At 74.7% G+C, this 25,037-nt stretch carries 20 protein-coding genes; 12 read left to right on the top strand and 8 right to left on the bottom strand.

Going from position 1 to position 25,037, the window contains the following annotated elements:
* Nucleotides 1-92 precede the first annotated feature (92 nt).
* Both ACFV0O_RS12460 and ACFV0O_RS12455 read right to left on the bottom strand, forming a co-directional pair.
* Nucleotides 93-1,022, bottom strand: coding sequence for an alpha/beta fold hydrolase (locus ACFV0O_RS12460; protein ID WP_380340049.1), 930 nt, complete (start codon nucleotides 1,020-1,022; stop codon nucleotides 93-95).
* A gap of 264 nt (nucleotides 1,023-1,286) precedes the next feature.
* Nucleotides 1,287-2,045, bottom strand: coding sequence for a dienelactone hydrolase family protein (locus ACFV0O_RS12455; protein ID WP_380340046.1), 759 nt, complete (start codon nucleotides 2,043-2,045; stop codon nucleotides 1,287-1,289).
* 108 nt (nucleotides 2,046-2,153) lie between these two features.
* Here ACFV0O_RS12455 and ACFV0O_RS12450 point away from each other — a divergent pair, with 108 nt between their 5' ends.
* Nucleotides 2,154-2,576: a DUF6191 domain-containing protein gene (locus ACFV0O_RS12450; protein WP_380340043.1), complete on the top strand. Its 423-nt coding sequence runs from the start codon at nucleotides 2,154-2,156 to the stop codon at nucleotides 2,574-2,576.
* Nucleotides 2,577-2,596: 20 nt separating this feature from the next.
* Here ACFV0O_RS12450 and ACFV0O_RS12445 read toward each other — a convergent pair whose 3' ends face one another.
* Entirely contained in the window at nucleotides 2,597-2,998 is a 402-nt protein-coding gene (locus ACFV0O_RS12445) for a VOC family protein (RefSeq protein ID WP_380340040.1), read from the bottom strand.
* A gap of 122 nt (nucleotides 2,999-3,120) precedes the next feature.
* Nucleotides 3,121-3,945, bottom strand: coding sequence for a (2Fe-2S)-binding protein (locus ACFV0O_RS12440; protein WP_380340037.1), 825 nt, complete (start codon nucleotides 3,943-3,945; stop codon nucleotides 3,121-3,123).
* Nucleotides 3,946-4,244: 299 nt separating this feature from the next.
* Between ACFV0O_RS12440 and ACFV0O_RS12435 the strand changes: the two genes are divergently transcribed.
* The 10 genes from ACFV0O_RS12435 to ACFV0O_RS12390 all read left to right on the top strand — a co-directional run bounded on the left by ACFV0O_RS12435 (nucleotide 4,245) and on the right by ACFV0O_RS12390 (nucleotide 17,095).
* Nucleotides 4,245-5,276 (top strand): FecCD family ABC transporter permease, encoded by a 1,032-nt coding sequence (locus ACFV0O_RS12435; RefSeq protein WP_380340035.1) that lies wholly within the window; start codon nucleotides 4,245-4,247, stop codon nucleotides 5,274-5,276.
* The gene (locus ACFV0O_RS12430; RefSeq protein ID WP_380340033.1) at nucleotides 5,273-6,307 is read left to right on the top strand and encodes a FecCD family ABC transporter permease; all 1,035 of its coding nucleotides are present in this window, start codon (nucleotides 5,273-5,275) and stop codon (nucleotides 6,305-6,307) included. Before ACFV0O_RS12435 ends, ACFV0O_RS12430 begins: the two co-directional genes overlap by 4 nt.
* Nucleotides 6,307-7,290 (top strand): ABC transporter ATP-binding protein, encoded by a 984-nt coding sequence (locus ACFV0O_RS12425; RefSeq protein WP_380340031.1) that lies wholly within the window; start codon nucleotides 6,307-6,309, stop codon nucleotides 7,288-7,290. Before ACFV0O_RS12430 ends, ACFV0O_RS12425 begins: the two co-directional genes overlap by 1 nt.
* A gap of 45 nt (nucleotides 7,291-7,335) precedes the next feature.
* A complete protein-coding gene (locus tag ACFV0O_RS12420; RefSeq protein WP_380340029.1) occupies nucleotides 7,336-8,331 on the top strand; it encodes an ABC transporter substrate-binding protein in 996 nt (331 codons plus the stop codon).
* A 161-nt stretch (nucleotides 8,332-8,492) separates the two neighbouring features.
* Nucleotides 8,493-9,719, top strand: coding sequence for an acetyl-CoA carboxylase biotin carboxylase subunit family protein (locus ACFV0O_RS12415; protein WP_380340026.1), 1,227 nt, complete (start codon nucleotides 8,493-8,495; stop codon nucleotides 9,717-9,719).
* Nucleotides 9,716-11,683 carry an IucA/IucC family protein gene (locus tag ACFV0O_RS12410; RefSeq protein ID WP_380340023.1) on the top strand — a complete coding sequence of 656 codons (1,968 nt, stop codon included), beginning with the start codon at nucleotides 9,716-9,718 and terminating at the stop codon, nucleotides 11,681-11,683. The genes ACFV0O_RS12415 and ACFV0O_RS12410 overlap by 4 nt, the downstream gene beginning before the upstream one ends.
* Nucleotides 11,680-12,903: an MFS transporter gene (locus tag ACFV0O_RS12405; RefSeq protein WP_380340020.1), complete on the top strand. Its 1,224-nt coding sequence runs from the start codon at nucleotides 11,680-11,682 to the stop codon at nucleotides 12,901-12,903. Before ACFV0O_RS12410 ends, ACFV0O_RS12405 begins: the two co-directional genes overlap by 4 nt.
* Before the next feature lie 116 nt (nucleotides 12,904-13,019).
* Complete coding sequence (locus ACFV0O_RS12400) at nucleotides 13,020-14,834, top strand: IucA/IucC family protein (RefSeq protein WP_380340284.1); 1,815 nt, start codon at nucleotides 13,020-13,022, stop codon at nucleotides 14,832-14,834.
* Nucleotides 14,831-16,033: a type III PLP-dependent enzyme gene (locus ACFV0O_RS12395; RefSeq protein WP_380340018.1), complete on the top strand. Its 1,203-nt coding sequence runs from the start codon at nucleotides 14,831-14,833 to the stop codon at nucleotides 16,031-16,033. Before ACFV0O_RS12400 ends, ACFV0O_RS12395 begins: the two co-directional genes overlap by 4 nt.
* A gap of 264 nt (nucleotides 16,034-16,297) precedes the next feature.
* The gene (locus ACFV0O_RS12390) at nucleotides 16,298-17,095 is read left to right on the top strand and encodes an inositol monophosphatase family protein (protein ID WP_360250689.1); all 798 of its coding nucleotides are present in this window, start codon (nucleotides 16,298-16,300) and stop codon (nucleotides 17,093-17,095) included.
* Between the two features lie 176 nt (nucleotides 17,096-17,271).
* On the opposite strand, the gene ACFV0O_RS12385 is transcribed toward ACFV0O_RS12390, so the two are convergent.
* The 4 genes from ACFV0O_RS12385 to ACFV0O_RS12370 all read right to left on the bottom strand — a co-directional run bounded on the left by ACFV0O_RS12385 (nucleotide 17,272) and on the right by ACFV0O_RS12370 (nucleotide 23,322).
* A complete protein-coding gene (locus tag ACFV0O_RS12385) occupies nucleotides 17,272-18,786 on the bottom strand; it encodes a pyridoxal phosphate-dependent decarboxylase family protein (RefSeq protein WP_380340016.1) in 1,515 nt (504 codons plus the stop codon).
* Nucleotides 18,783-20,270: a diaminobutyrate--2-oxoglutarate transaminase gene (locus ACFV0O_RS12380; RefSeq protein WP_380340013.1), complete on the bottom strand. Its 1,488-nt coding sequence runs from the start codon at nucleotides 20,268-20,270 to the stop codon at nucleotides 18,783-18,785. The genes ACFV0O_RS12385 and ACFV0O_RS12380 overlap by 4 nt, the downstream gene beginning before the upstream one ends.
* Before the next feature lie 323 nt (nucleotides 20,271-20,593).
* Nucleotides 20,594-21,319, bottom strand: a complete 726-nt coding sequence (locus ACFV0O_RS12375; protein ID WP_380340010.1) for a response regulator — start codon at nucleotides 21,317-21,319, stop codon at nucleotides 20,594-20,596.
* A complete protein-coding gene (locus ACFV0O_RS12370; RefSeq protein WP_380340008.1) occupies nucleotides 21,316-23,322 on the bottom strand; it encodes an ATP-binding protein in 2,007 nt (668 codons plus the stop codon). The genes ACFV0O_RS12375 and ACFV0O_RS12370 overlap by 4 nt, the downstream gene beginning before the upstream one ends.
* 153 nt (nucleotides 23,323-23,475) lie before the next feature.
* Between ACFV0O_RS12370 and ACFV0O_RS12365 the strand changes: the two genes are divergently transcribed.
* Nucleotides 23,476-24,876, top strand: coding sequence for a cation:dicarboxylate symporter family transporter (locus ACFV0O_RS12365; protein ID WP_380340005.1), 1,401 nt, complete (start codon nucleotides 23,476-23,478; stop codon nucleotides 24,874-24,876).
* Nucleotides 24,877-25,037 lie beyond the last annotated feature (161 nt).

Here is a 25,037-nt window from a genome sequence, read left to right as displayed (position 1 = left end):
CGACAGGTCGACGGCACACAGTGTGCCAGAGCGTGTCGTGTCCTCAGCAGCCCGTATCCGGGCACCAATTGACCACGGCTGTCGGATTCCCGTCAGGCCTTCCCGGCGTACCGGGCGTGATCGGACACCTCCAGGGCAGCCGCGATGACGGCCCTGGGCCGGTCCGCGTGGACGGCGTGACCGGCGCCGCGCACCAGGATGTGCGTCCCCCGGGTGGCTCCGGAGGCAATCCGCGACTGCAGGGCGGTCCAGCGGGACCGCATCACCCCGGGCAGCCCCGCGGTGGCGCTCAGGACCGCCACCGGCACCTCGGGCAGCCGCGAGTCGGAGCGGCGCCGCCTGAGCTCGGGGGTGGCGACGGTCGTCAGCCGGCTCTCGGCAAGGAGGGTCCACCGCTGGTGGTGGTGCGCGACCACGGCCGCCTCGGCCCGGGCGAGCGGATCCGCCGGCCCTGCCGGAGGCGTGGTCAGCGCCGCGCGGAGCAGCCACAGCCGGTTCAACGCGCCTTCGGCGACGCGGATGGCCGACGGCTGGAACTCCTCGTGCGCAGGGTCCACCAGGACCAGGCCGGCCACCAGCTCCGGCGCCTGCCAGGCGAGGAGCTGGGCCAGCTGGCCGCCCCAGCTGTGGCCGACCAGGACGGCCGGGCCGGCGCCCAGGTGCCGCACCAGGGCGGCGAGGTCGTCGAGTTGGCCGTCCAGTGTCGGGGCCACGACCCGGCCCGCACCACGGTTGGGCTCACTGGCGCCGGTCCCGGCCCGGTCGTAGGCCACCACCCTTCCGTGCCGGGCGAGTTCGGGCAGTACGGGCGCCCAGGTGAGCGACGACGTGCCGCAACCCGCGATCAGGACCACCGGCGCTCCGCCGCCCCGCCCGGCCTCCACCCAGCGCAACGCCCGCCCGTCGCGGTCGAGTTCGCCCGTCCGTACTCCGCCGGGCGTCGATTCGGCGATTGCCTGCGCGATGGCGTCCTGGACGCCGCGCAGGCCCGGCCCGGTCCGCGTCCCCCGCCTGTCCTGCATGGTGTGCACGTACGGCCCCCCTGGATCCGTCGCTCCGCTTCGTTCCCCGATGCCGGTGTCCGGCCCTCTCGTCCCCCGTGCCCCGTGTCACGCGGCCGGACTCGGCGTCAGGCATCCGACGTTGTCGGCCGGTTCGCTCCGGTGCCCGAATTCCGCCCGTCCCGCACATGAACGGGAAGCCAACAGATCGGGCGCGGACCGTGCCGCCGGAACGGGCACCACCGGACGCGCCGGAGCACGCGGCCGAACCGCACCCGGCCCCGCTCAGGCCGGCAGGACGCGCTTCAGCAGGCCGAGCAGGGCCTCCCAGTGCCGCTCGTCGGCGGCCGCGTCGTAGCGGGCGGTGTCGGCCTGGGTGTAGCCGTGCAGGGCACCGGTGTAGACCTCGGCCCGGTGGCGGACGCCGGCGGCGGTGAGGGCCGCCGCGAGCCGCTCGATCTGCTCCGGCGGCATCGACTCGTCCCCGTCGGCGTGGCCGAAGTACAGCTCCGCGGTGATCCGGCCGGCCCCGAGGTGCGGGCTGTCCGGGCGTTCGGTGGCGAGGTTTCCGCCGTGGAAGCCGGCCGCCAGCGCGATCCGGTCCGGATGACTGGCGGCGGTGCGCAGGGCGAGGAGGGCGCCGCGGCAGTAGCCGGTGAGGCCGACCGGGCCGTCCTGGACCAGCGGGGACCCGGCGAGCCAGCGCAGGTAGGCGTCGGCGTCGCGTTCGGTCGTCTCGGGGGTGAGGGTGGCGAGCAGCGGGACGAGCCGGTCGAAGATCGTGTCGTCCTTCTCCGGGTCGATGAACTCCGGCAGTTCGACGACCGGCGCACGGCCGTTCCGGTAGTAGGCGTTGGGCACGAGCACCGTGTACCCGGCCGTGGCGAGGCGGTCGGCCATGCGCTTGAGGTGCGGCCGGAGCCCGAAGGCGTCCATGTAGAGGATGACGCCGGGGTGGGCCCGGCCGTCGTCGGGGTGGGCGAGGTAGGCGTCGGCGGTTCCGTCCGCCGTCCGGATGGCCACGAGGCTTCCGCGTACGGTCATGATGAGGGTGCTCCTTCCGTTCGGGTGGCAGCGTATCCGGCGGACTCACCGCCCGGTCCGTCCCCTCCGCACGGGAACACCCGCGCTCCCGTGCCGCGTTGAGCGGGCATGGGGCTGATCATGGGTGCGGTGGCAGCGGTGGCGGCGATCCTGGGGCTGGCCGTGCTGGCGGCGTGGCAGATCCGGGACGAGGCGTCACCGCGTCCGCGGCAGCGCGGGCCCGGGGTGGGGCTGGGCGCCGGCGGGCTGGACGAGTTGCACGCGCTGTTCAGCCCGGGCAAGCGGATCCAGGTGGAGCAGAAGAAGGAGCAGCTGGCGCTGCGGGACGACGCGCACGCGGGATCGCCGCCGCACGTCGGCGTGGACCTGGACCGGGGCGTGGCGGTGCTGCCCCGCTCCGGGGACCGCACACCCGGCCCCGCGCCGTCCGACGGGAGCGCAAGCGGCCCTGCCCTGGGCGGCGGGAGCGGGAGCAGCCCGGCGCCGGGTGGCAGGAGCGGGAGCGGCCCGGCGTCGGGTGGCAAGAGCTGAAGCGGGAGCAGCCCGGCCGGTCACTCCCCCCAACTGCGGGCGCAGAGCACCAGCCGGTAGCCGTCCGGGTCGGCGATCGTCACGCCGAACTCGTCCCAGTACGGGTTGTGGGCCTTGACCCGGGTGCCACCGGCCGCCTCCAGCCGGGCGACCAGGGCCTCGTCGACCGGCGCGCCGAGGTAGACGACGAACAGGTCGTCGACCGTCGGGGTCGGCTCCAGCGGCCGCTCCGGGTCGTGGGTGAGCTCGAAGTGCCAGGCGCCGCCGGGCGGGCCGACCATCAGCAGGTCGTGCTCGCCGGAGACCCGCTCGGTGGTGCGCCACAGCACGTCGAGGCCGAGACCGCCGACGTAGAAGCGCTCGGCCGCCGCGAGGTCGCGCGAGGGACGGGCGATCCGGACCCGCATGGTGGAATCGATCATGCCGGTGACCATAGCCGACGCCACTGACAACGAACCGGGCCGCACCGGGCGGCGGTGGACGACCCGTCAGGAGTCCGCCGACTCCGTCACGGTGGCCGGCACCGACGTCCACGACCGGGCGGTCAGAGCCGCCGCAGCCGCTCCTCGTCGGAGGTCCGCGGACAGGTCAGGCAGGCGACGGCCGCGGGCTCGACCGCGTAGTACATGCAGCAGCCGAGCCGGGTGCGGGTGTGGTGGGCGCGCCCGTCGGGGGTGCGCAGGCGGCGGAAGTCGGCGGCGCCCGGGAGCGGTCGGGTGCCGCCGGGCAGGACGGCGTCGGCGGCTGCGGCGGCGGCGTCCTCCTCTCCGAGCATCCGGCCGAGGTACCAGACGGCGGAGGCGAGGTCGTCCGTCACCATGCCCCAGAGCGCCCGGTCGTGGCGTCGGGTGGGTCCGGCGAACGCGGCGAGCACCGGTCCGACGTGCGCGACCACGGCGGCCCGCAGTTCGGCGCGGAGTTCGTCGTCGCCGGGGAGGCTGACGTGGCCGCGCGGGCGCAGCGCGAGGGCGCCGGTGGGGGCGTGCAGCCAGAGGTCCGCGGGGGCGACGACGGGGACCCGCCGGGCGAGGTGCCAGGGGCCGGCGACGATCAGGCAGGCCGACCAGACGTAGTGGTGCAGCAGCCGGGAGGCGGTGACGTGCGGACGTGGGGCGCGGCCGTGCTCGGCGGCGATGCGGGCCTCCTCGCCGGCCAGGACGGCGGCCAGCGCCGCTTCGTCGGTGGCGAGTCGGGCGCCGGAGTACCAGCCGTCGGCGGCTCGGGGGTCGGGCTCGGTGGCGCCGAGTACACGCAGTTCCAGCACCGGGCACAGTTCGAGCAGCCGCCGGTAGTCGCCGACGAGCCCGGAGGACGCCGTCAGCGGCAGGGCGCCGCGGGGCGCGACGGGCAGGGGTGTTCCGGGAACCATCGACACTCCCGAGATCGATTCCGTATGATCGATTAAGGTGAGGCTCACCTTACAATGCCTCAAGTCACCCGGCGACCACGCGCGACCCGGCACGACGCACGGCGACACATGACCACGCACGACCCGGCTCGACCCGGCTCGACCCGGCACGACACGGCGCAGCACGGCACAGCACGACCCGACGCGACGCGACGCCACCGGTCGACGCGGCGATCGACACATCGGACCAACCGGGGGTCAACCGGCCGAATCGCCCAACCTTGACGAACTTAGGCAAACCTAACCTAAGATGTTGCCTCGTGTTGAGAACCGACCCGCCGGCCCCCACGGCCCCCGCGCCCCGCGCCTCGGCGGTCCGGCAGCCCCTGTTGCTGGCCGCCGGCCTGTGCGCGCTCGTGCTGTGCGCCGCCCTGAGCCTCGCGCTGGGCTCCCGATCCATCCCGCTCGCCACCGTCGTCGACGCCCTCACCGGCGCCGCCCACGGCGGTGACGCCGACGTGGTGACGGGCCTTCGGGTACCGCGCACGCTCATCGGACTGGCCGTCGGGGCCGCGCTCGGCGTCGCCGGGGCGGTCGCCCAGGGGGTCACCCGCAACCCGCTGGCCTCCCCGGTCACCCTCGGCATCAACGCGGGCGCGAGCCTCGCCGTGGTCGCCGCGATCTACACGCTGGGCCTCGCCCGCCCGGTCCAGTACGTCTGGTTCGCCTTCGCCGGAGCGGCCGTCGCCGCCGTCGCCGCGTACGCGATGTCCCGCCGCGGCGGGGACCTGGACCCGGTCCGGCTCGCGCTCGGGGGCACCGTGCTCACCGTGGTGCTCACCTCCTGGACGTCGGCGCTGATGCTGGCCAGTCACCGCACGCTGGACGAGGCCCGGTTCTGGCTGGCCGGCTCGATCGCCGGGCGCCACCTGGACACCCTCACCCCCGTCCTGCCCTTCCTCGCGATCGGCCTGGTCGGAGCCCTCGCCATCTCGCCCGCGCTCAACGCACTGGCCCTCGGCGACGAGACCGCGCAGTCGCTGGGCGTACCGGTGGCCCGGATCCGGGCGGCCGGCGGGCTCGCCGTGGTACTGCTCGCGGGCAGTGCGGTGGCCGTCGCCGGACCGGTGGCGTTCATCGGACTGGCCGCCCCGCACCTGGTCCGCCCGCTGCTCGGCAACGACCACCGCCGGCTGCTGCCCGGCTGCCTGATCGCCGGTCCGGTACTGCTGCTCACCGCCGACGTGCTCGGCCGGCTGGTGGTCCGCCCCTCCGAGATCGAGGTCGGCATCGTGACCGCCTTCCTCGGCGCGCCGCTGCTCGCGGTGCTGGCCCGGAAGGTGGCCCGGTGACCACGCTCGTCCTCCCCGCCCGGGCCGTCGCCCGCCGTCGCGCCCGTACCGCCCTCTGGTCGCTGGTCGCCGCCGCGCTGCTGGTGCTGCTCACCGGGATCGCGCTCGGCACCGGACAGGTCGGCATCCCCGTCTGGGACGCGCTGCGTGCGCTCTTCGGACAGGGCGAGCCCGGCAACGTCCTGGTGGTGCAGCAGTTCCGCGCGCCCCGCGTCGTCTCCGCGCTCATCGCGGGCGCCGGACTGGCGATGTCCGGCTCGATGCTGCAGCGGCTGTTCCGCAACCCGCTGGCCGCCCCCGACACCATCGGCATCACCGGCGGCGCCTCCTTCGGCGCGGTGCTGATGCTCGCCACCGGCGCCTCCCAGCAGCTGATCCCGCTGGCCGCGGTCGGCGGCGGGCTGCTCGCGGCGCTGCTGCTCGGCGGCTTCGCCTGGCGCTCCAGGATGGCCGTCACCCGGCTGGTGCTGGTCGGCCTGGCGGTGCAGCAGGGCCTGGCCGCCGCCGTGAACCTGATGATCGTACGGTTCCCGGCCGAGCTGGCCTCCTCCGCGCTGCAGTGGACCACCGGCTCGCTCTACGGCCGCACCTGGACCGAGGTGTGGATCGGCGGCACCGCCATCGCGGTCACCGCCCTCGGAGTCCTGCTCTGCCAGCGCCGGGTCGCCGTGCTCGACCTCGGCGACGACTCGGCCGGCGGCCTCGGTCTCGACCCGGCCCGCGACCGGCTCTGGCTGCTGCTGCTCACCATCACCCTCGCCTCGCTGGCCGCCGCCCTCACCGGGCCGGTCGCCTTCGTCGCACTCGCCGTCCCGCACCTGGTCCGGCTGCTCGCCGGGCCGCCCACCCTCGGCACCCTCGGTCTCACCGCGCTCACCGGCGCCGTGCTGCTGCTCTCCGCCGACCTCCTGGTGCTCCACGTGATCCCCGTCCACGGTCTGCCGGTCGGTGCCGTCACCGCCACCCTCGGCGCGCCCTGGCTCCTGGTGCTGATGATCCGCCAGGGCCGGCTTCCCCAGAGGAGCAGCTGATGACGTCCGCCAAGACCGCCGCCGGGGCCTCCACCGGGGCTCCCACCACGACCCCCTCCGCGGACCCCGCGGAAGGCCCGATCGCGGCGGCCCCGACCACGGCGGCTCCGACCCCGGCGGCCAACCGGCTCGCCACCCGGGGCCTCGGCCTGCGCTACGGCGACCGGACCATCGTCGAGGGATTCGACCTCGAACTGCCCGGCGACGCCGTCACCGCGATCGTCGGACCGAACGCCTGCGGCAAGTCGACGCTGCTGCGCGGTCTCGTCCGGCTGCTCGACCCCGCCGCCGGGACCGTCACCCTGGACGGCGCCGACATCCACCGGATGCCCGCCCGGGCGCTCGCCAAGCGGATGGGCCTGCTGCCGCAGCAACCGGTCACGCCGGAGGCCGTCACCGTCGAGGCGCTGGTACGGCTCGGGCGGTACCCGCACCAGCGGATGCTCAGCCCGTGGTCCACGGCCGACCAGGCCGCGGTCGAGGAGGCACTGGAGCGCACCGGCACCGCCGAACTGCGGGACCGGCAGGTCGACCGGCTCTCCGGCGGGCAGCGCCAGCGGGTCTGGATCGCGCTCGCGCTCGCCCAGGAGACCGACCTGCTGCTGCTCGACGAGCCGACCACCTTCCTGGACCTGCGCCACCAGCTCGACGTGCTCGACCTGGTCGCCGACCTGCACGCCGAGGCCGGGCGCACCGTCGTCATGGTGCTGCACGACCTCGGGCAGGCCGCCCGGTACGCCGACCACCTGGTGGTGCTCAAGGACGGCCGACTCGCGGCCGCCGGTCCGCCCGCCCAGGTGCTGACGGCCGAGCTGGTCGAGGCCGTCTTCCAGGTGCCCTGCCGGGTCGTGCCCGACCCGGAGACCGGCACGCCGCTGGTCGTGCCCCGGGCGCGGGAGCAGGTGCGGGGCTCCGGGCCCGCCTCCGCCACCTCCACGACGTCCACTGCTTCCGCCACGTCCCCGGCGGCCACCGTCGGCTGACCCCCCTCCCCCGTCCCCCCGTTCGACCCGATCCAAGGAACCCCGATGAACCGCCGACTCCCCGTCGCCGTCCTCGCCGTCGCCCTCTCGACCACCCTGCTCGCCGCCTGCGGCAGCAGCGGGGACGGTGCCACGTCGGGCGGCGACTCCGCGTCCTCGGCCCCGGCCGGCGCCGCCGCCGGATTCCCGCGCAGCGTCAAGCACGCCGCGGGCACGGCCGAACTCAAGAGCCAGCCGAAGCGCGTCGTCGTCCTCGACAGCGGTGAGCTGGACGACGTCACGCTGCTCGGCATCACGCCGGTCGGCGCGGTGTCCCCGCACATGAAGACCGAGGGCGGGTTCCCGAACTACCTCAAGGACAAGATCAAGGACACCAAGGACGTCGGCCCGATGAACGAGCCGAACCTGGAGCTGATCGCCTCCCTCAAGCCCGACCTGATCCTCTCCTCCAAGGTCCGGCACGCCAAGGTGTACTCCCAGCTGAACGCGATCGCGCCGACCGTCCTGGCCGAGACCACCGGCTTCCCGTGGAAGGACAACCTGGCGCTCTACGCCCAGGCCCTCGGCAAGGAGGACGAGGCGAAGAAGGCGCTCGCCGACTACGAGGCGCGGGCGAAGAAGCTCGGCGAGGAGATCAAGACCAAGTTCAACGGCACCATGCCGACCGCGTCGGTGGTCCGCTTCGTGGCCGGCCCGACCCGTCTGTACGCCAAGTCCTCCTACAGCGGCGTCGTACTCAAGGACGTCGGCCTGACCCGCCCGGCCCCGCAGGACGTGGACCAGAACATCCTGGAGGTCAGCGCCGAGCAGATCAACCAGGCCGACGCCGACCTGGTGTTCGTCACCACGGCCGACGACCCGACCAAGACCAAGGAGAGCGAGGTCCAGCAGACCCCGGTCTGGCAGGGCCTGAACGCCGTGAAGAACAACAAGGTGTTCAACGTCCCGGACGAGACCTGGATGTCCGGCATCGGCGTCCAGGCCGCCGACGCGATGCTCGTCGACATCGCCAAGGCCGCAGGCGTGGACGCGCCCAAGTAGTCGCCCCGCGAAACCGGTCACCGGACGACAGCGGCAGCCGGCGGCCGACAACCGACCGCTGACAGATGACAGATGACAGATGACAGATGACAGATTTCAACCCCTGTCATCTGTCATCCGTTACCCCGCCCTCCTCCGCCATCTCCCCGAGGACTCCCTCCATGCGGCTCTACCTGCTCGCCCTGAACCCCACCGACTCGGTCACCGACGGATTCCTGCCCGCCGCCTCGCGGCTCGGGATCGACGTCACCGTCCTCACCGACTGTGCCGAACCCCACCGGCAGGCCTACGCCGAACTCCCCTTCGCCGCACCCGAGGTCCTGGAGTGCGACGTGCGCGACTTCCGCGCCGTCGTCAGCCTGGTCTCCCGCCGCGCCCTGGCCTCCCCGGAGCACGCGCCGGACGCGGTGTTCAGCAACAGCGACCACCTGCAGATCCAGACCGCCCTGGCCGCCGAGTACTTCGGCCTCCCCGCCAAGGACTGGAAGGCCGCGCTGCGCGCCAAGGACAAGGGCGAGCTGCGCCGCCACCTCGAACTGGCCGGCCAGGACACCGTATGGTCCGCCGAACTCGCCCCCGGGCAGGACCCGGCCGAGCTGGACCCGCCGTTCCCCTGCGTGGTCAAGCCGCGCGAGGGGGTGGCCAGCGAGGACGTCACCCTGGTCTCCGACGCCGCCGAACTCGCCCAGCGCTGCAAGGAGATCCAGCACCGCAGGGCCGGCGCCACCCTGGTGGTCGAGGAGTTCCTGGACGGGCAGCTGTACACGCTGGAGACCCTCGGCGACGGCCACCGTCGGCACGTCCTCGGCGGCTTCCGTACCCGGCTCTCCCCGCCGCCGGACTTCATCGAGGAACTGCTCACCTTCGTCCCGGCGCACCCGCAACCGGTGGTCGACCAGGTGCTCGCCCAACTCGACGCGCTCGGCGTCGGTTTCGGCGTCTGCCACACGGAGTTCGTGCTCCAGCCGGACGGCCGCGCCCGGATCATCGAGGTCAACTACCGGGCGATCGGCGACCAGTGCGACCTGATGCTCGCCGAGATCCTCGACATTCCCCTGTTCGAGCTCGTCCTCGGGGTCCACCTGGGCCGCGTCCTGCCCGGCGACCTGTCCGACCGGTGCGCCGCCACCCCGCGCCGGGCCCGCAACGAGTTGATCTGCGCCGACCGCGCCGGCGTCCTCACCACCGCCCCGGGCCCGTACGACGAGGAGCGCGACGGCGTCCGGCTCGCCTACCGCCCACTGCGCCCGCTCGGCGAACGCCACGAGCACTACCGCACCAACCGGGACTACCTGGGCGTCATCTGGGCCGTCGGCACCGACCAGGGCGCGGTGGACGCCGCCGTCGCCCGCTTCCTCGCGGCCAACCGCTGGGAGATCACCCCGTGACCACCGGAGACCGTCCCGCAGCCACCCGGGACCATCCCGCCACCGCCACCCCTCCGGCCACTGTCCCTTCGGCCGCCGGTTCCTCGGCCGCCGGCCTGGTGTCTGCCGGCCCCGCGTCCGCAGGCCCCGCGTCCGCCGCCGAACAGCTCACCCTCCGGGTGCTCTCAACCCTGCTGCGCGAGGACGTCCTCGGCCTGCGCACCCGCGGCGCCGTCGAGGACCGCCCGGACGGCCCCTGGCTGACCGTCCCCGAGGCCCGCCTCGCCCTGCCGGTGGCCCCGGAGGGCTTCCAGTGCGAGTACGCCGCCCGGCTGCCGCTCCTGGACCTCGACGGGCGCCGCCTCACCGGCCCGGACACCGTCGTGACGGCCCTCTCCGCACTGGCCGAGGCCGAGGACCGGCCCGGCTGGACCGCCTTCGCCGAGGAGTGCCGGCAGACCCTCGCCACCATGGAACTGCACGAGCGGAACCGCGCCGAGGTGCACGACCGGCTGACCGACCTGTACGGCGCCGACCCGGCCGACTGGACCGGCCCCGCCGCCGCGCTCGGCCACGACACCCTGGCCGCCTACCTCGACCACCCGGTCTACCCGACCGCGCGCGGCCGCTCCGGCCTCACCGAGACCGAACTGCGCTCCTACGCACCCGAGTTCCACCCGGCCTTCGAACTGCGCTGGCTGGCCGTGCCGGTCGGCGCGCTGACCGTCCACGGCGAGCGTCCGCTGCCGAGCTGGTGGCCCACCCCGGCCTGGCTCGGCCTCGGCGACCGCTGCCCGGGAGACGGCTGGGCCACCCTGCCGGTCCACCCGCTCACCGTCGGAGCGCCGCTGGACGAGGCGCTGGCCGCCACCGGCCTGGCCGGCCGCGCGGTGCTCGCCGACCGGCCGTACCTGACCGTCGTCCCGACCCTGTCCATGCGCACCGTCGCCGTCGCCGACGACCCCACCTGCCACCTCAAGCTCCCGCTCGCCACCGCCACCCTGGGCCGCCTCAACCGCCGCACCATCAAGCCCGGCACGCTGCTCGACGGCGCGGCCGGCCAGCGGCTGATCGAGGCCGTGCTGGAGCGCGAACCGCGGTTCGCCGACCGGATCCTGCACGCCGACGAGCAGACCTGGGCGCACGCCGGACACGAGCTGCTGGCCGTCCTGCTGCGCCGCTACCCGGCCGGGCTGGAGCAGGCGGCGACCGTGCCGCTGGCGGCCCTGCTGGCCCCCGCGCCCGACGGCCGCCTGGTCCTCGACCACCTCGCCGACCGCCACCACGGCGGCGACGTCCTGGCCTGCTACGACGCCCTGCTCGAACTGCTGCTGGACTGGCAGACCACGCTGTTCGGCTACGGCATCGCCCTGGAGTCCCACCAGCAGAACACCTCACTGGTGCTCGACCGGGACGGCCTGCGGCTGCTCTACAAGGACGACGACGGCCCGCGCGTGCACACCGCGCGGATGGCCGCCTCCCTCGGCGAACTGGCACCCGCCGTCGACGACTTCGACGACGCGCGGATCTTCGGCGGGGACGACCGCGCGCTCACCGACCTCTTCGCCACCATCACCGGACACCTGTGCACCGGCTCGCTCGCCTTCGGCCTCGCCGACCACGGCCGGGCCGAACTCATCGACACCCTCACCCTGTTGCGCAAGCGCACGGCGGAGGCCGTGGACCGGCTCGGGCCGGTGGGCGCGCCGCTGCGGGCGGCCCTGCTGGACGCCGAACGCCTGCCGGTCAAGGCCATGGTCACCGCCGGAACGCTGCTCAGCAAGCAGCGCTCGGGCGCCGCCGACATCAACAAGCACTACACCAGCGGCCCCAACTACCTGCGCGACTCCGCGCGCGAGCCCGCACGGGGCTCCGCACGCGAGCCCGCACGGGTCACCGCACGCGAGCCCGCACAGGAGCACGTTCCGGACTCCGCGCGTGAGACCGTGCGCCACGCCCCGGGCACCGACAGGGCCGTCCGATGACGGTGGAGACACTGCCTCAGCAGTCGTCTCCCTCCGCCGCACACTCCGGCGGGCTCGATCGGCGCCAGGTGCACGCCGTCGCGGCCTGCTACTTCGTCGCTTCCTTCGCCGCGCTCGGCCTGCCGCCGTACCTGACCGCGATCCTGCCCTCGCTCGGCGACCCGCAGGCCAGCTGGGCGGGCGTGCTGTACATCGTGCCGACGGTGTTCAGCGGGCTCGGCGCACCGCTGTGGGGCCGGCTGGCCGACCGCTTCGGCCGCAAGCGGCTGCTGCTGCGCGCCCAACTCGGGCTCACCGTCTCCTTCCTGCTGGCCGGCGCGGCCGACAGCCTGCCCGCGTTCACCCTCGCCCTGGTCCTCCAGGGCTTCCTCGGCGGCACCTTCGCCGCCACCAACGGCTACCTGGCCGCCGCGCTCGACGGGTCCCGGCTCTCCCGCGCGCTCACCCTGATGCAGGGCAGCGCGCGGGCGGCCCTGGTGGCCGCGCCGATCCTGGTCGGGGCGCTCTCGCCGTGGATCGACCCGCACCGCCAGTACCTGGTGATGGCCGTACTCCCGCTCACCGCAGCGGTGTTCCTCTCACTGCTGCCCGAACCCGAATGCCCGGAGGCCCCGACGGCCACCGCCGACCGGGCACCCGTGAAGTCCGCCACGGCGCCGCTCCTGACGCTCTACGTCTTCGAGTTCGCCTTCGTCTTCGCGACGGTCATCTCCTTCCCGTACCTCATCGCGCTCGCCGAACAGCGCCTGCCCGGCGTGGACGGCACCACCACCGGCGTGCTCTTCGCCCTGCCCCACCTGTGCTACCTGGTGTTCGCCGCCCGCACCCACCGGGTGTTCGACTTCCGCCCGCACACCGGCATCGCGCTCGGCTTCGGCCTCGTGGCGCTCGGCCTGGCCGGACACGCCGTCGCGTACTCGCTGCCCGTGTTCGTCGCCGTCCGCCTGCTGCTCGGGGCCGGACTCACGCTGGGCCTCGTCTGCCTCGCCGTGCTCGCCGCCGGCGCCGCCAAGGGCCGCCCGCCCGGCCGGATGTTCGGCACCCTCGAACTCGTCTCCAAGGGTGGCGCCGTCGCCGCCGGCGCCGTCGCCGCGCTGGCCAACGGGCGGTTCGGTGCCGCCGCCCCCGTGGTGGCCGGAACCGCCGCCGCCCTGCTGGCCGCCGTCGCGGCCACCGCACTCACCCTTCCGTCCCTGCGCCAGCGCTGGAGTCGCCGATGACCGCCGAACCGATGACCACCGAGCCGATGACCGACCGGCAGATGACCGACCGGCAGACGTCCGACCGGCAGATGTCCACCGAGACGACGGCCGCCCGGCAGATGACCGCTCAGCCGATGACCACCGGGTCGGCGAACCGCGAGCCGGCCGCCCCCGCACTCCGATCCGGTGAACTCCCCACCGCTGACGAGGCAGTGGTCCACACCCTGCTGAACTGCCTGCTGCGCGAGGTCTCCGCACCCGAGCACCAGACCGCCGCCGACGACGGCCGCCTGCTGCTGCGCCTGCCCCGGCGCGGCGCCCTGCTGCGGGTCACCCTGCGCCGCACCTCGCTGCTCGGCGCGCACCGCTTCACCGGGCCGGTCGAGGTCGAACGGGACGGCGAATGGGCTGAGTTGGGCTGGCAGGAGCTGGCCGAGTACGTCCAGGACGAGCTGGAGCTGCGCACCGGCACCGTCAACGAGGAGTTCCTCGACCAGGTGACGTCCAGTCATGACGGCGTCCGACAGGGCCTGGAGCACCGGCCGGCCGCCGGGCCCGACCGCTACCTGGAGTCCGAGCAGGCACTGCTGTTCGGTCACCGCTTCCACCCGGCCCCCAAGTCCCGATCGGCCGTCCGCGGCGACTGGCGCCACTACGCCCCGGAGTCCCGCGCCGACTTCCCGCTGCGCCACCTCGCCGTCCGTGCCGAGCTGCTGGCCGAGGAGTCGCTGGACGCGGGCGTCAGTGCCCTGCTGGACGGGCTCGGCGAGGTGCCGGCCGGCTACCGGCTGCTTCCCGTCCACCCCTGGCAGTACCAACTGATCGGCGAACAGCCGCTGTTGCGCGAGGCCATGGCCCGGGGCGACGTCCTCGACCTCGGCCCGCGCGGCGAACGGTTCACCGCCACCGCCTCGGTGCGCACCCTGCACGGCGCCGGCGCCTTCCTGAAGTTCAGCCTCGACGTCCGCATCACCAACTGCCTGCGGAAGAACGCCGCCTACGAGCTCATCGGCGCCGTCGCGCTCACCCGGCTGCTCGCCCCGGTGTTCGCCGACCTCGCCCGGCGCTTCCCCGACGCCGCGATGCTGCGCGAGCCGGCCTTCCGCACCCTCGCCCTGCCCGGCGCCGACGGCCTCCCCGACCGGGCGCTGTACGAGGGCTTCGGCCTGATCGTCCGCGAGGGCTTCGACGGCGTGCTGCGGCCCGGTGTGACCCCGCTGCTCGCGGCCGCCGTCGCCGACGAACACCCGACCAGCTCCGCCCACATCTCCCGGCTGCTGGAGGGCGGTTCGGACCGGGCCCCGGTCGAGGACTCGGACGGCACGGCCGCGCTCGACTGGTGGCGCGCCTACCTGCGGCTGCTCGTCCCGCCGGTCCTGGCCGCCTACTTCGACCACGGCGTGGTGCTGGAGCCGCACCTGCAGAACGTGCTGATCGGTGTGGACGCCGACGGCCGCCCCGTCCAGGTGCTCTTCCGCGACCTGGAGGGCACCAAGCTCGTCCCCGAGCACAACGCCGACGTCCTCGCCGCCCTCCCGCCCGAGGTGGCCGGCCCGATGACGTACGACGCCGAGCGCGGCTGGGACCGGGTGGTCTACTGCCTCCTGGTCAACCACGTCTCCGAGCTGCTCGCCGCCCTCGCCGACCGCCACCCCGAGCAGGAGTGCGCGCTCTGGCAGACCGTCCGGGACACCCTGGAGGAGTACGCCGCCGCCCACGGCTGCCCGCCCCGGCTGCGCGCGCTGCTCGCCGGCGTCCCGCTGCCCGCCAAGGCCAACCTGCTGACCCGCTGGGAGCGCAAGGCCGACCGCGAGGCCGGTTACGTCCGGATGCCTTCCCCGCTGGCGGGCTCCGTCCTCGCCGAGGCCGCCCGTATGCCCGCCCACGTGCCCACCGACGTGCCCGCCCACCTGCCCGCCCGCCTGCCCGCCGGGAGCGCCGCCCGATGACCGAGACCGTCCGCAGCCACGTCGCCGCCCTCGCGGCCGACGAACTGCCCGCCTACGTCTACGACCTGACCGCACTGCGCGCACACGCCGCCGCCGTCCGGGCCGCCCTGCCCGAACGGGTCGAGCTGTACTACGCCGCCAAGGCCAACCCGGAAGCACCGCTGCTCGCCGCGCTGCGCGACGCCGTGGACGGCTACGAGGTCTCCAGCGGCGGCGAGTTGGCACACGTCCGGGCCGTCGTGCCGGACGCGTTGCTGGCCTTCGGCGGACCGGGCAAGACCCCCGCCGAGATCGCCGCCGCGGTGGAGGCGGGGGTGCACCGCTGGCACGTCGAGAGCGAGCAGGAGCTGCACCGGCTCGCCGCCGTGCTCGCGGACCGGCCGGACGCCGTCGTGGACGTGCTGCTGCGGGTCAACCTGGCGGTCACCACGGACGCGCTCGATGCGGTGCCGCTCGCGATGGGCGGACGGCCGACGCCCTTCGGCCTGGACCCGGAACAGACCGAGGAGTGCGTCCGGCTGCTCACCGGCGACGGCCCGACGGGTCGGCAGCTGCGCCTGCGCGGCGTGCACGCCCACCTGGCGAGCGGGCTGGCCGCGGAGGAACAGCTGTCGGTCGCCGCTCAGATCGTCACCTGGTCGGCCGCGCTGGCGGAGCGGCACGGCTTCCCGCTCGCGGAGGTCAACATCGGCGGCGGAATGGCCGTGGACTACGAGGACCCGGTCGCGCGCTTCGACTGGACGGCCTTCGGCGAGGGCCTGGCCGAGCTGCTCGACGCCCGCCCCGGACTCACCCTGCGGATCGAGCCCGGCCGCGCCCTCACCGCCCACTGCGGCTGGTACGCGACCGAGGTGCTGGACGTGAAGCAGAGCCACGGCGAGGACTTCGCGGTGGTCCGCGGTGGCACCCACCACCTGCGCACCCCGGCGACCCGGGGACACTCGCAGCCCTTCGACGTGCTCCCGGTGGACGCCTGGCCGCACCCATGGCCGCGCCCCGCCGTCACCACCGGCCGCGCCACCCTGGCCGGACAGCTCTGCACCCCGAAGGACGTCCTCGCCCGCGCGGCCGAGGGCGCGGCGGGACTGCGGGCGGCGGACCGCGTGCTGTTCGCCATGGCGGGCGCGTACGCGTGGAACATCTCGCACCACGAGTTCCTGATGCACCCTCGCCCCGGGTTCCACTACCTGGGCGGGTGACGGGAGCCGGTACCTCGTGGCTGACGGGGCACCGCACAGCGGCGACGCACGGCGGGCGAGCAACGACGGACGGGTGACAGATGACAGCTGACAACTTTCGAAATCTGTCAGCTGTCATCTGTCAGCCGTCGGCCGTCGACGGCCGTCCGCCACCCGTCAGCTGAGGTTCGCCGGGCTGTCGACTGTCCGCGCCCCCGGCCGCCGCCGCCCCCTTCCCGCACTCGTGGGAGAGTGGTACACAGCGAAGGGAGCGCGAACGTGCTGATGGACAAGGTGGCGGAGATACTCGCCGAGGCGTCGGCCGAGGCGGTGGAGCCGCGCTTCCGGGCGCTGGCCGCCGGCGAGGTGATGGAGAAGGCACCCGGCGAGGTCGTGACCGTCGCCGACCGCGAGGCCGAGGCCATCATCGCCCGCCGCCTGCACGAGCTGCTGCCCGTCCCCGTGGTCGGCGAGGAGGCCGTCGCCGCCGACCCCTCGCTCGCCCGGGCCCTCCACGACGAGCCCGCCGCCTGGCTGGTCGACCCGGTCGACGGCACCGCCAACTTCGTCGCCGGCCGCCCCGAGTACGCGGTGATGTGCTCCCTGGTCCGCAACGGCCGGACCGTCGCCTCCTGGATCTGGCAGCCCGCCACCGCCACGGCGTACCGCGCCGAACTGGGCGCCGGCGCCTGGCGCGACGGCGAGCGCCTCACCCGCCCGCCGGCACCGCGGGACGCCGCCGAGCTGCGCGGCTCGGTGAAGAGCCGCTACCTCGACCCCGACCACCGCCGCCGCCTGCAGGCCAACTGCACCGCCTTCGGCGACGTCTCCCCCGGCCGGCACGCCGCCGGGATCGAGTACCCCGACGTCATCGAGGGCCGCTTCGACTTCCTCCTCTACTGGCGCACCCTCCCCTGGGACCACGCCCCCGGCTCCCTCCTCGTCACCGAGGCCGGCGGCGTCTCCGCCCGCCTGGACGGCAGCCCGTACCGCCCCGAGGCCCCCGGCTGCGAGGACGGCCTCCTGGTCGCCGCCGACCCCCACACCTGGGAACTCACCCGCGGGATCCTCATGGGCGCCTGACCCGCCCCCGGCCCGCCCCCGGCCCGGCCCCACTCCGCGGGCCGGGCCTCGTCCCGCCCGGGACCCGTCCCCGGCCCGGGCTCTACGCCCCTGGCCGTGCCCCCCGGCCGTGCATCACCCGGGTCGCACCCCGCCTGGCCCGTCGCACCCCGCCTGGCCCGTCACCCCGTGGCGGGCTATCCGGCGCGTTCGCCCGCCACCTTGCGGCCCGCACCCACCACCTCCCGCAGCAGGGTCCCGACCTCCCCCACCGTCGTGTGCGGGTTCAGCAGTGTCAGCTTCAGCCGCACCCGCCCCGGCCCCTCCCCCGGCAGCTCCGTGCGCCCGACCACCGCCCGCCCGGTGCGCAGCAGCAACCGCCGCAGGCGGCCGTTCATCTCGTCCAGCGCCTCACCGTCCGTCACACCCGGCGGGCGGTAGCGGAAGAGGAGGACGGTGAGGACGGGGTCGGCGTGGAGTTCGAGGGACGCGTCGGCGCGGACGGCGTCGGCGGCGGCCAGGGCGAGGTCGTGGCAGGTGTCGACGAGGCGTCCCAGGCCGTCGCGCCCGAGGGTGCGCAGCGTGACGGCGAGCTTGAAGGCATCGGCCCGGCGGGTGGTGCGCAGGGAGCGGCCGAGCAGGCTGGGGTAACCGGCCTGCTCGTCGTCGACCGGGTTGAGGTATTCGGCACGGCGGGCGAGCGAGACGTAGGTCTCGGCGCGGCGGACCAGGAAGACGCCGGCGGCGGCCGGTTGCCAGCCGAGTTTGTGCCAGTCGAGGGAGACCGAGTCGGCGCGGGCGATGCCGTCGAGCAGTGGGGCGAGCCGGTCGGAGAGCAGGGCCCCGCCGCCGTACGCGGCGTCGACGTGCAGCCACGCGCCGTAGCGGGCGGCGAGGTCGGCGGCGGCGACGAGCGGGTCGACGGCGCCGGTGTCGGTGGTGCCAGCGGTGGCGACGACGGCGATCGGGGTCCGGCCCGCCCAGCTGGCCTCGGCCAGTGACCGCTCCAGCTCCTCCTCCCTCATCCGGAGCCGCCGGTCGACGGCGACGGGGACGACGGCGCGTTCGCCGAGCCCGAGCAGCGCGGCGGCGCGCTGGACGGAGAAGTGCGCGGCTTCGGAGGCGAGGATGCAGGGCCGGACGCCCGCCGGGATCCCGTCCAACTCGACGATGCCGTCGAGCTTCTGGTCGCGTGCCAGCATGAGCCCCATCAGGTTGGACTCGGTGCCGCCGGAGGTGAGCACCCCGGTGGAGCGCCGCGGGTCGTAGCCGACCAGTTCGGCGAGTTCGGCGAGCAGCGCGGTCTCCAGCGCCGTGGCCGCGGGGGCTTGGTCCCAGGAGTCCTGGGACGGGTTGAGGGCGCTCACGGCGAGGTCGGCCGCGGCGGCGACGGCGAGCGGCGGGCAGTGCAGGTGGGCGGCGCAGGCCGGGTCGGCGGGGTCGGCCGCTCCGTAGGCGAGGAGTTCGGTGAGCCGGGCGAGTGCGCCGCGGCCGCCGGTCGTGGCCAGGGCGTCGGCGACGAGCGCGGCGATCTCGGCGGGGCTGCCCGCCGGCAACGGCCCGGACCGCATGGCGATGCCGGTGTCGAGGGCGTCGAGGACGGTGGCGAGCAGCGGCGCGAGGGCGCCCGGTCCGGCGGCGCCGCCGGCGAGGGCGTCCGACGGGGTCTCGCCGCCGGGCAGCCCGACCGGTCCGGGCCCGAGGCCGCTCACCGCTGCGTCTCCCCCGCACCACCCGCCGACGGCACCGCAGGGGCCCGGGTCGCCGCCCCGGCCCGGGAGCGGGAACCGGTCGACGGCCCGGACCCGGTCGACGGCCCGGACCCGGCCTCGGCCGCGGCCGCGATGGCCTCCGCCAGCCGCTCCAGCACCGCCGCCACCTGCTCGTCGGTGATGGTGAGCGGAGGGAGCAGCCGCAGCACCGCGTCGTGGCGGCCGCCGAGTTCGACGATCAGGCCCCGTTCCAGGCACGCCTCCCGCACCCGTACGGCGAGTGCCGGGTCCGCCGGGTGGGCCCCGCAGGCGTCGGCCTCGACCGTGGGGTCGACCAGTTCGACGCCGACCATCAGCCCCCGCCCGCGCACGTCGCCGATGACCGGCAGTTCGTCCGCGAGTGCCCGCAGCCGGGCGGTCATCCGCTCGCCGACGACGGCCGCCCGCTCGACCAGTCCGTGCGCCGCGACGTACCGGAGGGTCGCGGCCCCGGCGGCCATGGCGAGGGTGTTGCCGCGGAAGGTGCCGGTGTGGGCGCCGGGCCGCCACCCGTCGTAGTCCTCGCGGTAGACGACGACGGCGAGCGGCAGGCTGCCGCCGATGGCCTTGGAGAGCACCATCGCGTCCGGGACGACGCCGCTGTGCTCGACCGCCCACATCGCGCCGGTGCGGCCGACGCCGGTCTGCACCTCGTCCACGATCAGCGGGATGCCGCGTTCGGCGGTGATCCGGCGCATCTCGCGCAGCCAGCCGTCGGGCGCGGGGACGACGCCGCCCTCGCCCTGGACGGCTTCCAGGACCATGGCGGCGGGCGGCACCACACCGCCGGAGGGGTCGTCCAGCAGCCGCTCGACGTACGTCGCGGCGAGGTCGGCGCCGGCCTCGCCGCCGACGCCGAACGGGCAGCGGTAGCCGTACGGGTAGGGCAGCCGGACGACCTCGCCGCCGCTCGGCAGGGGCTCCTTGACGGCGACGTTGCCGGTGAGCGCGAGGGCGCCGGCGGTCATGCCGTGGTACGCGCCGGTGAAGGCGAGCGCGCCGGAGCGGCCGGTGGCGGTCTGCGTCAGTTTGAGCGCGGCCTCGATGGCGTCCGTCCCGGCCGGGCCGCAGAAGTGCACGCGGGCGCGGGTGGCGAACTCGGCGGGCAGGCTGTCGAACAGGGCGCTGGTGAAGTCGTCCTTCTCGGCGGTGGCGAGGTCGAGCAGGTGCAGCGGGGCGCCGCTGTCGAGGGTGCGGCGGATGGCCTCCAGCACCACGGGGTGGTTGTGGCCGAGGGCGAGGGTGCCGGCACCGGAGAGGCAGTCCAGGTAGCGCCGCCCGTCGGCGCCCTCGACCGTCATGCCGTTGGCGCGGACCGGGACGATCGGGAAGGAGCGGGCGTACGTCCTGGCGGCGGACTCGCGGACGCGCTGACGGCGCAGGATGGCCTCACCGGCGGCCGGGGCTCCGGAGGCGGCCTGGACGGGTACGGCAGCGAGCGACACGACAAACCCCCAGGAGAAGTTAGGTAAGCCTAACTTTACCGGTCCTGACCTGGAGGGATGCCAGCGGGGCACCCAAAATCACCCGCGCGAGTGAACCTCTCCCGATTCCGCCTCGCCCCGCTCCTCGACGCCCCCGGCCCTTCCAACGACCGCCGCACCGAAAGGTCACGGCCCGAAAGGACGCAACCCGGAAGAGCGCGACCCGGAGAAGTACGGAAGGCACGCCCCCGGGGGAACCGCACCCCGCGAGGGGCGCGCCCACGGCGGGCAGCACCGCCGAACCGCCACGCCACCGGGCGGTCACGTCGCCGGCCCCGGAGCGCTCAGGCCTTCGCCTTCCACCGGTAGCAGAGCTCCGGCCGCCCGACGTTGCCGTACTGCGGCTCCCGCACCGCCCGCCCGGTGTCCACCAGGTGCTCCAGGTACCGGCGTGCGGTGATCCGCGAGACCCCGGCGGCAGTGCCCGCGGCAGCCGCCGACAGTCCCGTGGCGGCCTCCCGCAGCACGGAGGCGACCGTGTCCAGGGTCGGCGCGCTCAGCCCCTTCGGCAGGGTGCTGCGCTCGGGGGTGCGGAGCAGGGCGAACGCCTGGTCCACCTCGTCCTGGCCGGTCGCCTCGCCGGTGCGTCCGAGGCTGTCGCGGTAGCGGGCGTAACGCTCCAGGCGGTCGTGCAGGGCGGCGGCGCTGAACGGTTTCAGCAGGTACTGCACGACTCCCGCCGAGACCGCCTGCCGGACCATGGCGAGGTCGCGGGCGGAGGTCACCGCGATGACGTCGGTGCTGTGGCCGGCTGCGCGCAGCGTCCGGCACAGCTGCAGGCCGTGGCCGTCCGGCAGGTAGAGGTCGAGCAGGGTGAGGTCGACCGGGGTCCCGGCGGCGCGGGCCCGGTCCAGGAAACGCAGCGCGTCGGCGCAGCTGTGGACGGTGCCGGCGGCGTGGAAGCCGGGCTCGCGCTCGACGTACAGGGTGTGCGCGGCGGCCGCGACCGGGTCGTCCTCGACGACCAGCACGGAGATCCCCGCCGGGCCGGTTCCGCCGTGGGGGGTCATGCCAGGACTCCTTCCGGTGCGCGCCCGGCACGCCCCTGACCGTCCGATGCCGGCCCTTGCCCCGCCCGCTCGCCCGCTCGCCCCGGCGGCCCCACCGGCTCCGGCGTCGCCGCCGGGGCGACCGACTCAACCGGCCCCACCGATTCAGCCGCCCCCGCCGACCGGCCGGCCAGCGGCAGCCGGACCGTCAGCACCGCCCCGACCTGCCGCCCGACCTCGACGGTGCCGCCGTTGCGCCGGGCGGCCTGGGCGACCAGCGCCAGGCCGAGGCCGTGCCCGCGGCCGTCCTGCTTGGTGCTCCATCCGCGCCGGAACACGTCCTCGACGGCCGAGGGGTCGATGCCCGCGCCGGTGTCGGCGACCCGCAGCAACAGGCAGTCGCCGTCCGCACCCGCCCCGACACCGCCGCGCGCACCACCGTCGAGTTCGCCGCCGTCACACGAACCGGCATCACACGAACCGGCATCACGCGAACCGGCGTCACGCGAGCCTGCGCCGTCGATCCGCGCCGTGACGGTGACCTCCGGCGGGACGGGGCTCTGCGCGGCCCCGGCGATGGCGGCGTCCACGGCGTTGTCGATCAGGTTGCCGAGCACGGTGATCAGGTCCCGGGCGGAGAGTCCGGGCGGGAGCACCCCGTCGTCGATCCGGCTGTCCTCGGTGAGGGTCAACTCCACTCCCCGCTCGGCTGCCTGGGCCGCCTTGCCGAGCAGCAGTGCGGCCAGCACTGGCTCGCTCACCGCCGCGACCACCCGATCGGTGAGCTGCTGAGCGAGTTCGAGTTCGGCGGTGGCGAACTCCACCGCCTGTTCGTGGCGGCCGAGTTCGATCAGCGAGACGACGGCGTGCAGCCGGTTGGCGGCCTCGTGCGCCTGGGCTCCGAGCGCCTCGGTGAAGCCGCGCACGGAGTCCAACTCGCCACTGAGCGACTGCAGTTCGGTGTGGTCCCGGAGGGTGACGACCCGGCCGAGGCCGGTGCCGATGGTGGAGGTGTTGAGCACCACGACCCGCTCGGCGGTGAGGTGCACCTCGTCCCGGACCGGCTCCCCGCCCAGGACGGCCGCCACCAGCGCTTCGGGCAGCCCCAGCCCGGCGAGTTCCCGCCCGTCCACGTCGCCGGTCAGGCCGAGCAGTTCGCGGGCGGCGTCGTTGCACAGCACGACGCGGTGCGAGCGGTCGAGCAGGACCAGCCCCTCGCGCACCGAGCGCAGCGTGGCCTGGTGGTACTCGTAGAGGTGACTGAGCTCGTCCGGTCCCATGCCGTGAGTGTGGCGCCGCAGGCGGGAGTTGGCGAGGTAGGTGCCGGCGCCGCCGAGCGCGAGCGCGGCCACCGCCACCCCGACCAGGGCCATCAGCGGACCGCTGAGCTGCGCGGAGATCGACTCGACGGTGAGGCCCACGCTGACCAGGGCGACCACCCGGTGCCGGTCGTCCCACACCGGCGTGACCACCCGGACGGACGGGCCGAGCGTGCCGGTGTACGTCTCGCTGCGGGTCTGCCCGGCGAGCGCCCAGTCGATGTGCCCGAGGTAGCGCTTGCCGATCTGTTCGGGCAGCGGGTGGGTCCAGCGGACGCCGTCGGTGTCCATGACGGTGATGAAGGAGACCCCGGTGTCCGTCCGCACCTGCTCGACGTACGGCTGGAGCACCGTGGTCGGGTCGGGGCCGGTCACGGCCGCCCGGACGGACGGCGAGTCGGCGACGGCGTGGGCGACCGCGGTGACCTGGTTACGGGCCGCGCGCTCGTTCCGGTCGGCGGTGAAGAGGTATGCGAGGACCGCACCGCCCGCGACCACGGCGGCGACGATCACCACCTGGACGACGAACAGCTGCCCGGCCAGGCTGCGGACCAACCGACGCGGCAGCAGCCGCGGCCGGCGCGACGAACCGTGCGGGCGCGACGAACCGTGTGGGCGGGCCGGCCCGTGCGGGCGCGACGGGCGGAGCAGGCGGTGCAGGGGGAGCCGACGGCGCCGGGCGGTGGGGGCGGTGCGCTCGGACATGCCAGCCAGTGTGCACCACGCAGGGCGCGGCGGACCCCGGTGCAGCAACCGTGAACTCTATGAACGCAAACGTGACCTCCGTCACGCCCCGGCCCATAGTCGGATCGGCCCACCACCCGGGGCCGCCAGGACTGCAGGGCGAAGGAGCCGCAGATGTCGATCGCTGGAGCCGCAACGGCGGGGGGACCCAGACGCAAGGACCGGACCCACTACCTCTACCTCGCCGTGATCGCCGCGGTGGTCGCGGGTGTGGTGGTCGGACTGGCCGCCCCCGGCTTCGCCGTGGAGCTCAAGCCGGTCGGCACCGGCTTCGTCAACCTGATCAAGATGATGATCAGCCCGGTGATCTTCTGCACCATCGTGCTGGGCATCGGCTCGGTGACCAAGGCCGCGAAGGTCGGCAAGGTCGGCGGCCTCGCCCTCGGCTACTTCCTCCTCATGTCGACCGTCGCACTGGCCATCGGCCTCGTCGTCGGCAACCTCCTGGAGCCCGGCGGCGGCCTGCACCTGACCGCCGCGCTCGCCAAGTCCGGCCACGCCCAGGCGGCGGCCGGCGGCTCCCAGTCGACCACCGACTTCCTGCTCGGGATGATCCCCGACACCATGTTCTCGTCCCTCACCCAGGGCAAGGTGCTGCAGACCCTCCTGGTCGCCCTGCTCACCGGCTTCGCCCTGCAGGCCATGGGCCCGGTCGGCGCCCCGGTGCTGCGCGGGATCGAGCACGTGCAGCGGCTGGTCTTCCGGGTCATGGCGATGATCATGTGGGTCGCGCCGATCGGCGCCTTCGGGGCGATGGCGGCCGTGGTCGGCGCCACCGGCACCGCGGCGCTGAAGAGCCTCGCGGTCATCATGATCGGCTTCTACCTGACCTGCGCGCTGTTCGTCGTGGTCGTGCTGGGCACCCTGCTGCGCCTGGTCGCCGGGGTCAACGTGTTCGCGCTGCTGAAGTACCTCGGCCGCGAGTTCCTGCTCATCCTCTCGACCTCCTCCTCCGAGAGCGCCCTGCCCCGCCTGATCGCCAAGATGGAGCACCTGGGCGTCAGCCGCCCGGTCGTCGGCATCACCGTGCCGACCGGCTACAGCTTCAACCTCGACGGCACCGCGATCTACCTGACGATGGCGTCGATCTTCATCTCCGAGGCGATGGACAAGCCGATGTCGATCGGCGAGCAGCTCTCGCTGCTGGTGTTCATGGTGATCGCGAGCAAGGGGGCGGCCGGGGTCACCGGCGCCGGACTCGCCACGCTGGCGGGCGGGCTGCAGTCGCACAAGCCCGCGCTGGTCGACGGGGTCGGCCTGATCGTCGGCATCGACCGCTTCATGTCCGAGGCCCGCGCACTCACCAACTTCGCGGGCAACGCCGTCGCGACCGTGCTGATCGGGCACTGGACCGGTGAGCTCGACGCCGAGCGCGCCCGCCGGGTGCTGGCGGGCGAGGTGCCGTTCGACGAACTCACCCTGGTCGACAACCACGGCGCCGACGCCGGGAGCCCGGCACCGGACGCCTCGCCCGAGGCCGTCCCCGCCCAGGGCGCCGCGCCCGCCGCCGTCTGAGCGACTGCACCCCCTCACTCCCCCGGTCCGGCGCCTCCCACCAACCCCCGGAAACGGCGCCGGGCCGGGGGTCCTCCTTTCCCCCGACCCCGGTACGACCAGCCGCGCGCAACCCCGCCGCCACGACTCCGGGCGGTCACGGCCGGGCGGTCACAGCCCGG

The sequence above is a fragment of the Kitasatospora sp. NPDC059577 genome (assembly GCF_042735475.1).
Lineage (GTDB): Bacteria > Actinomycetota > Actinomycetes > Streptomycetales > Streptomycetaceae > Kitasatospora.
Note: the sequence above shows the minus strand (reverse complement) of the source record. Positions and strands in the feature narration are given on the sequence as shown.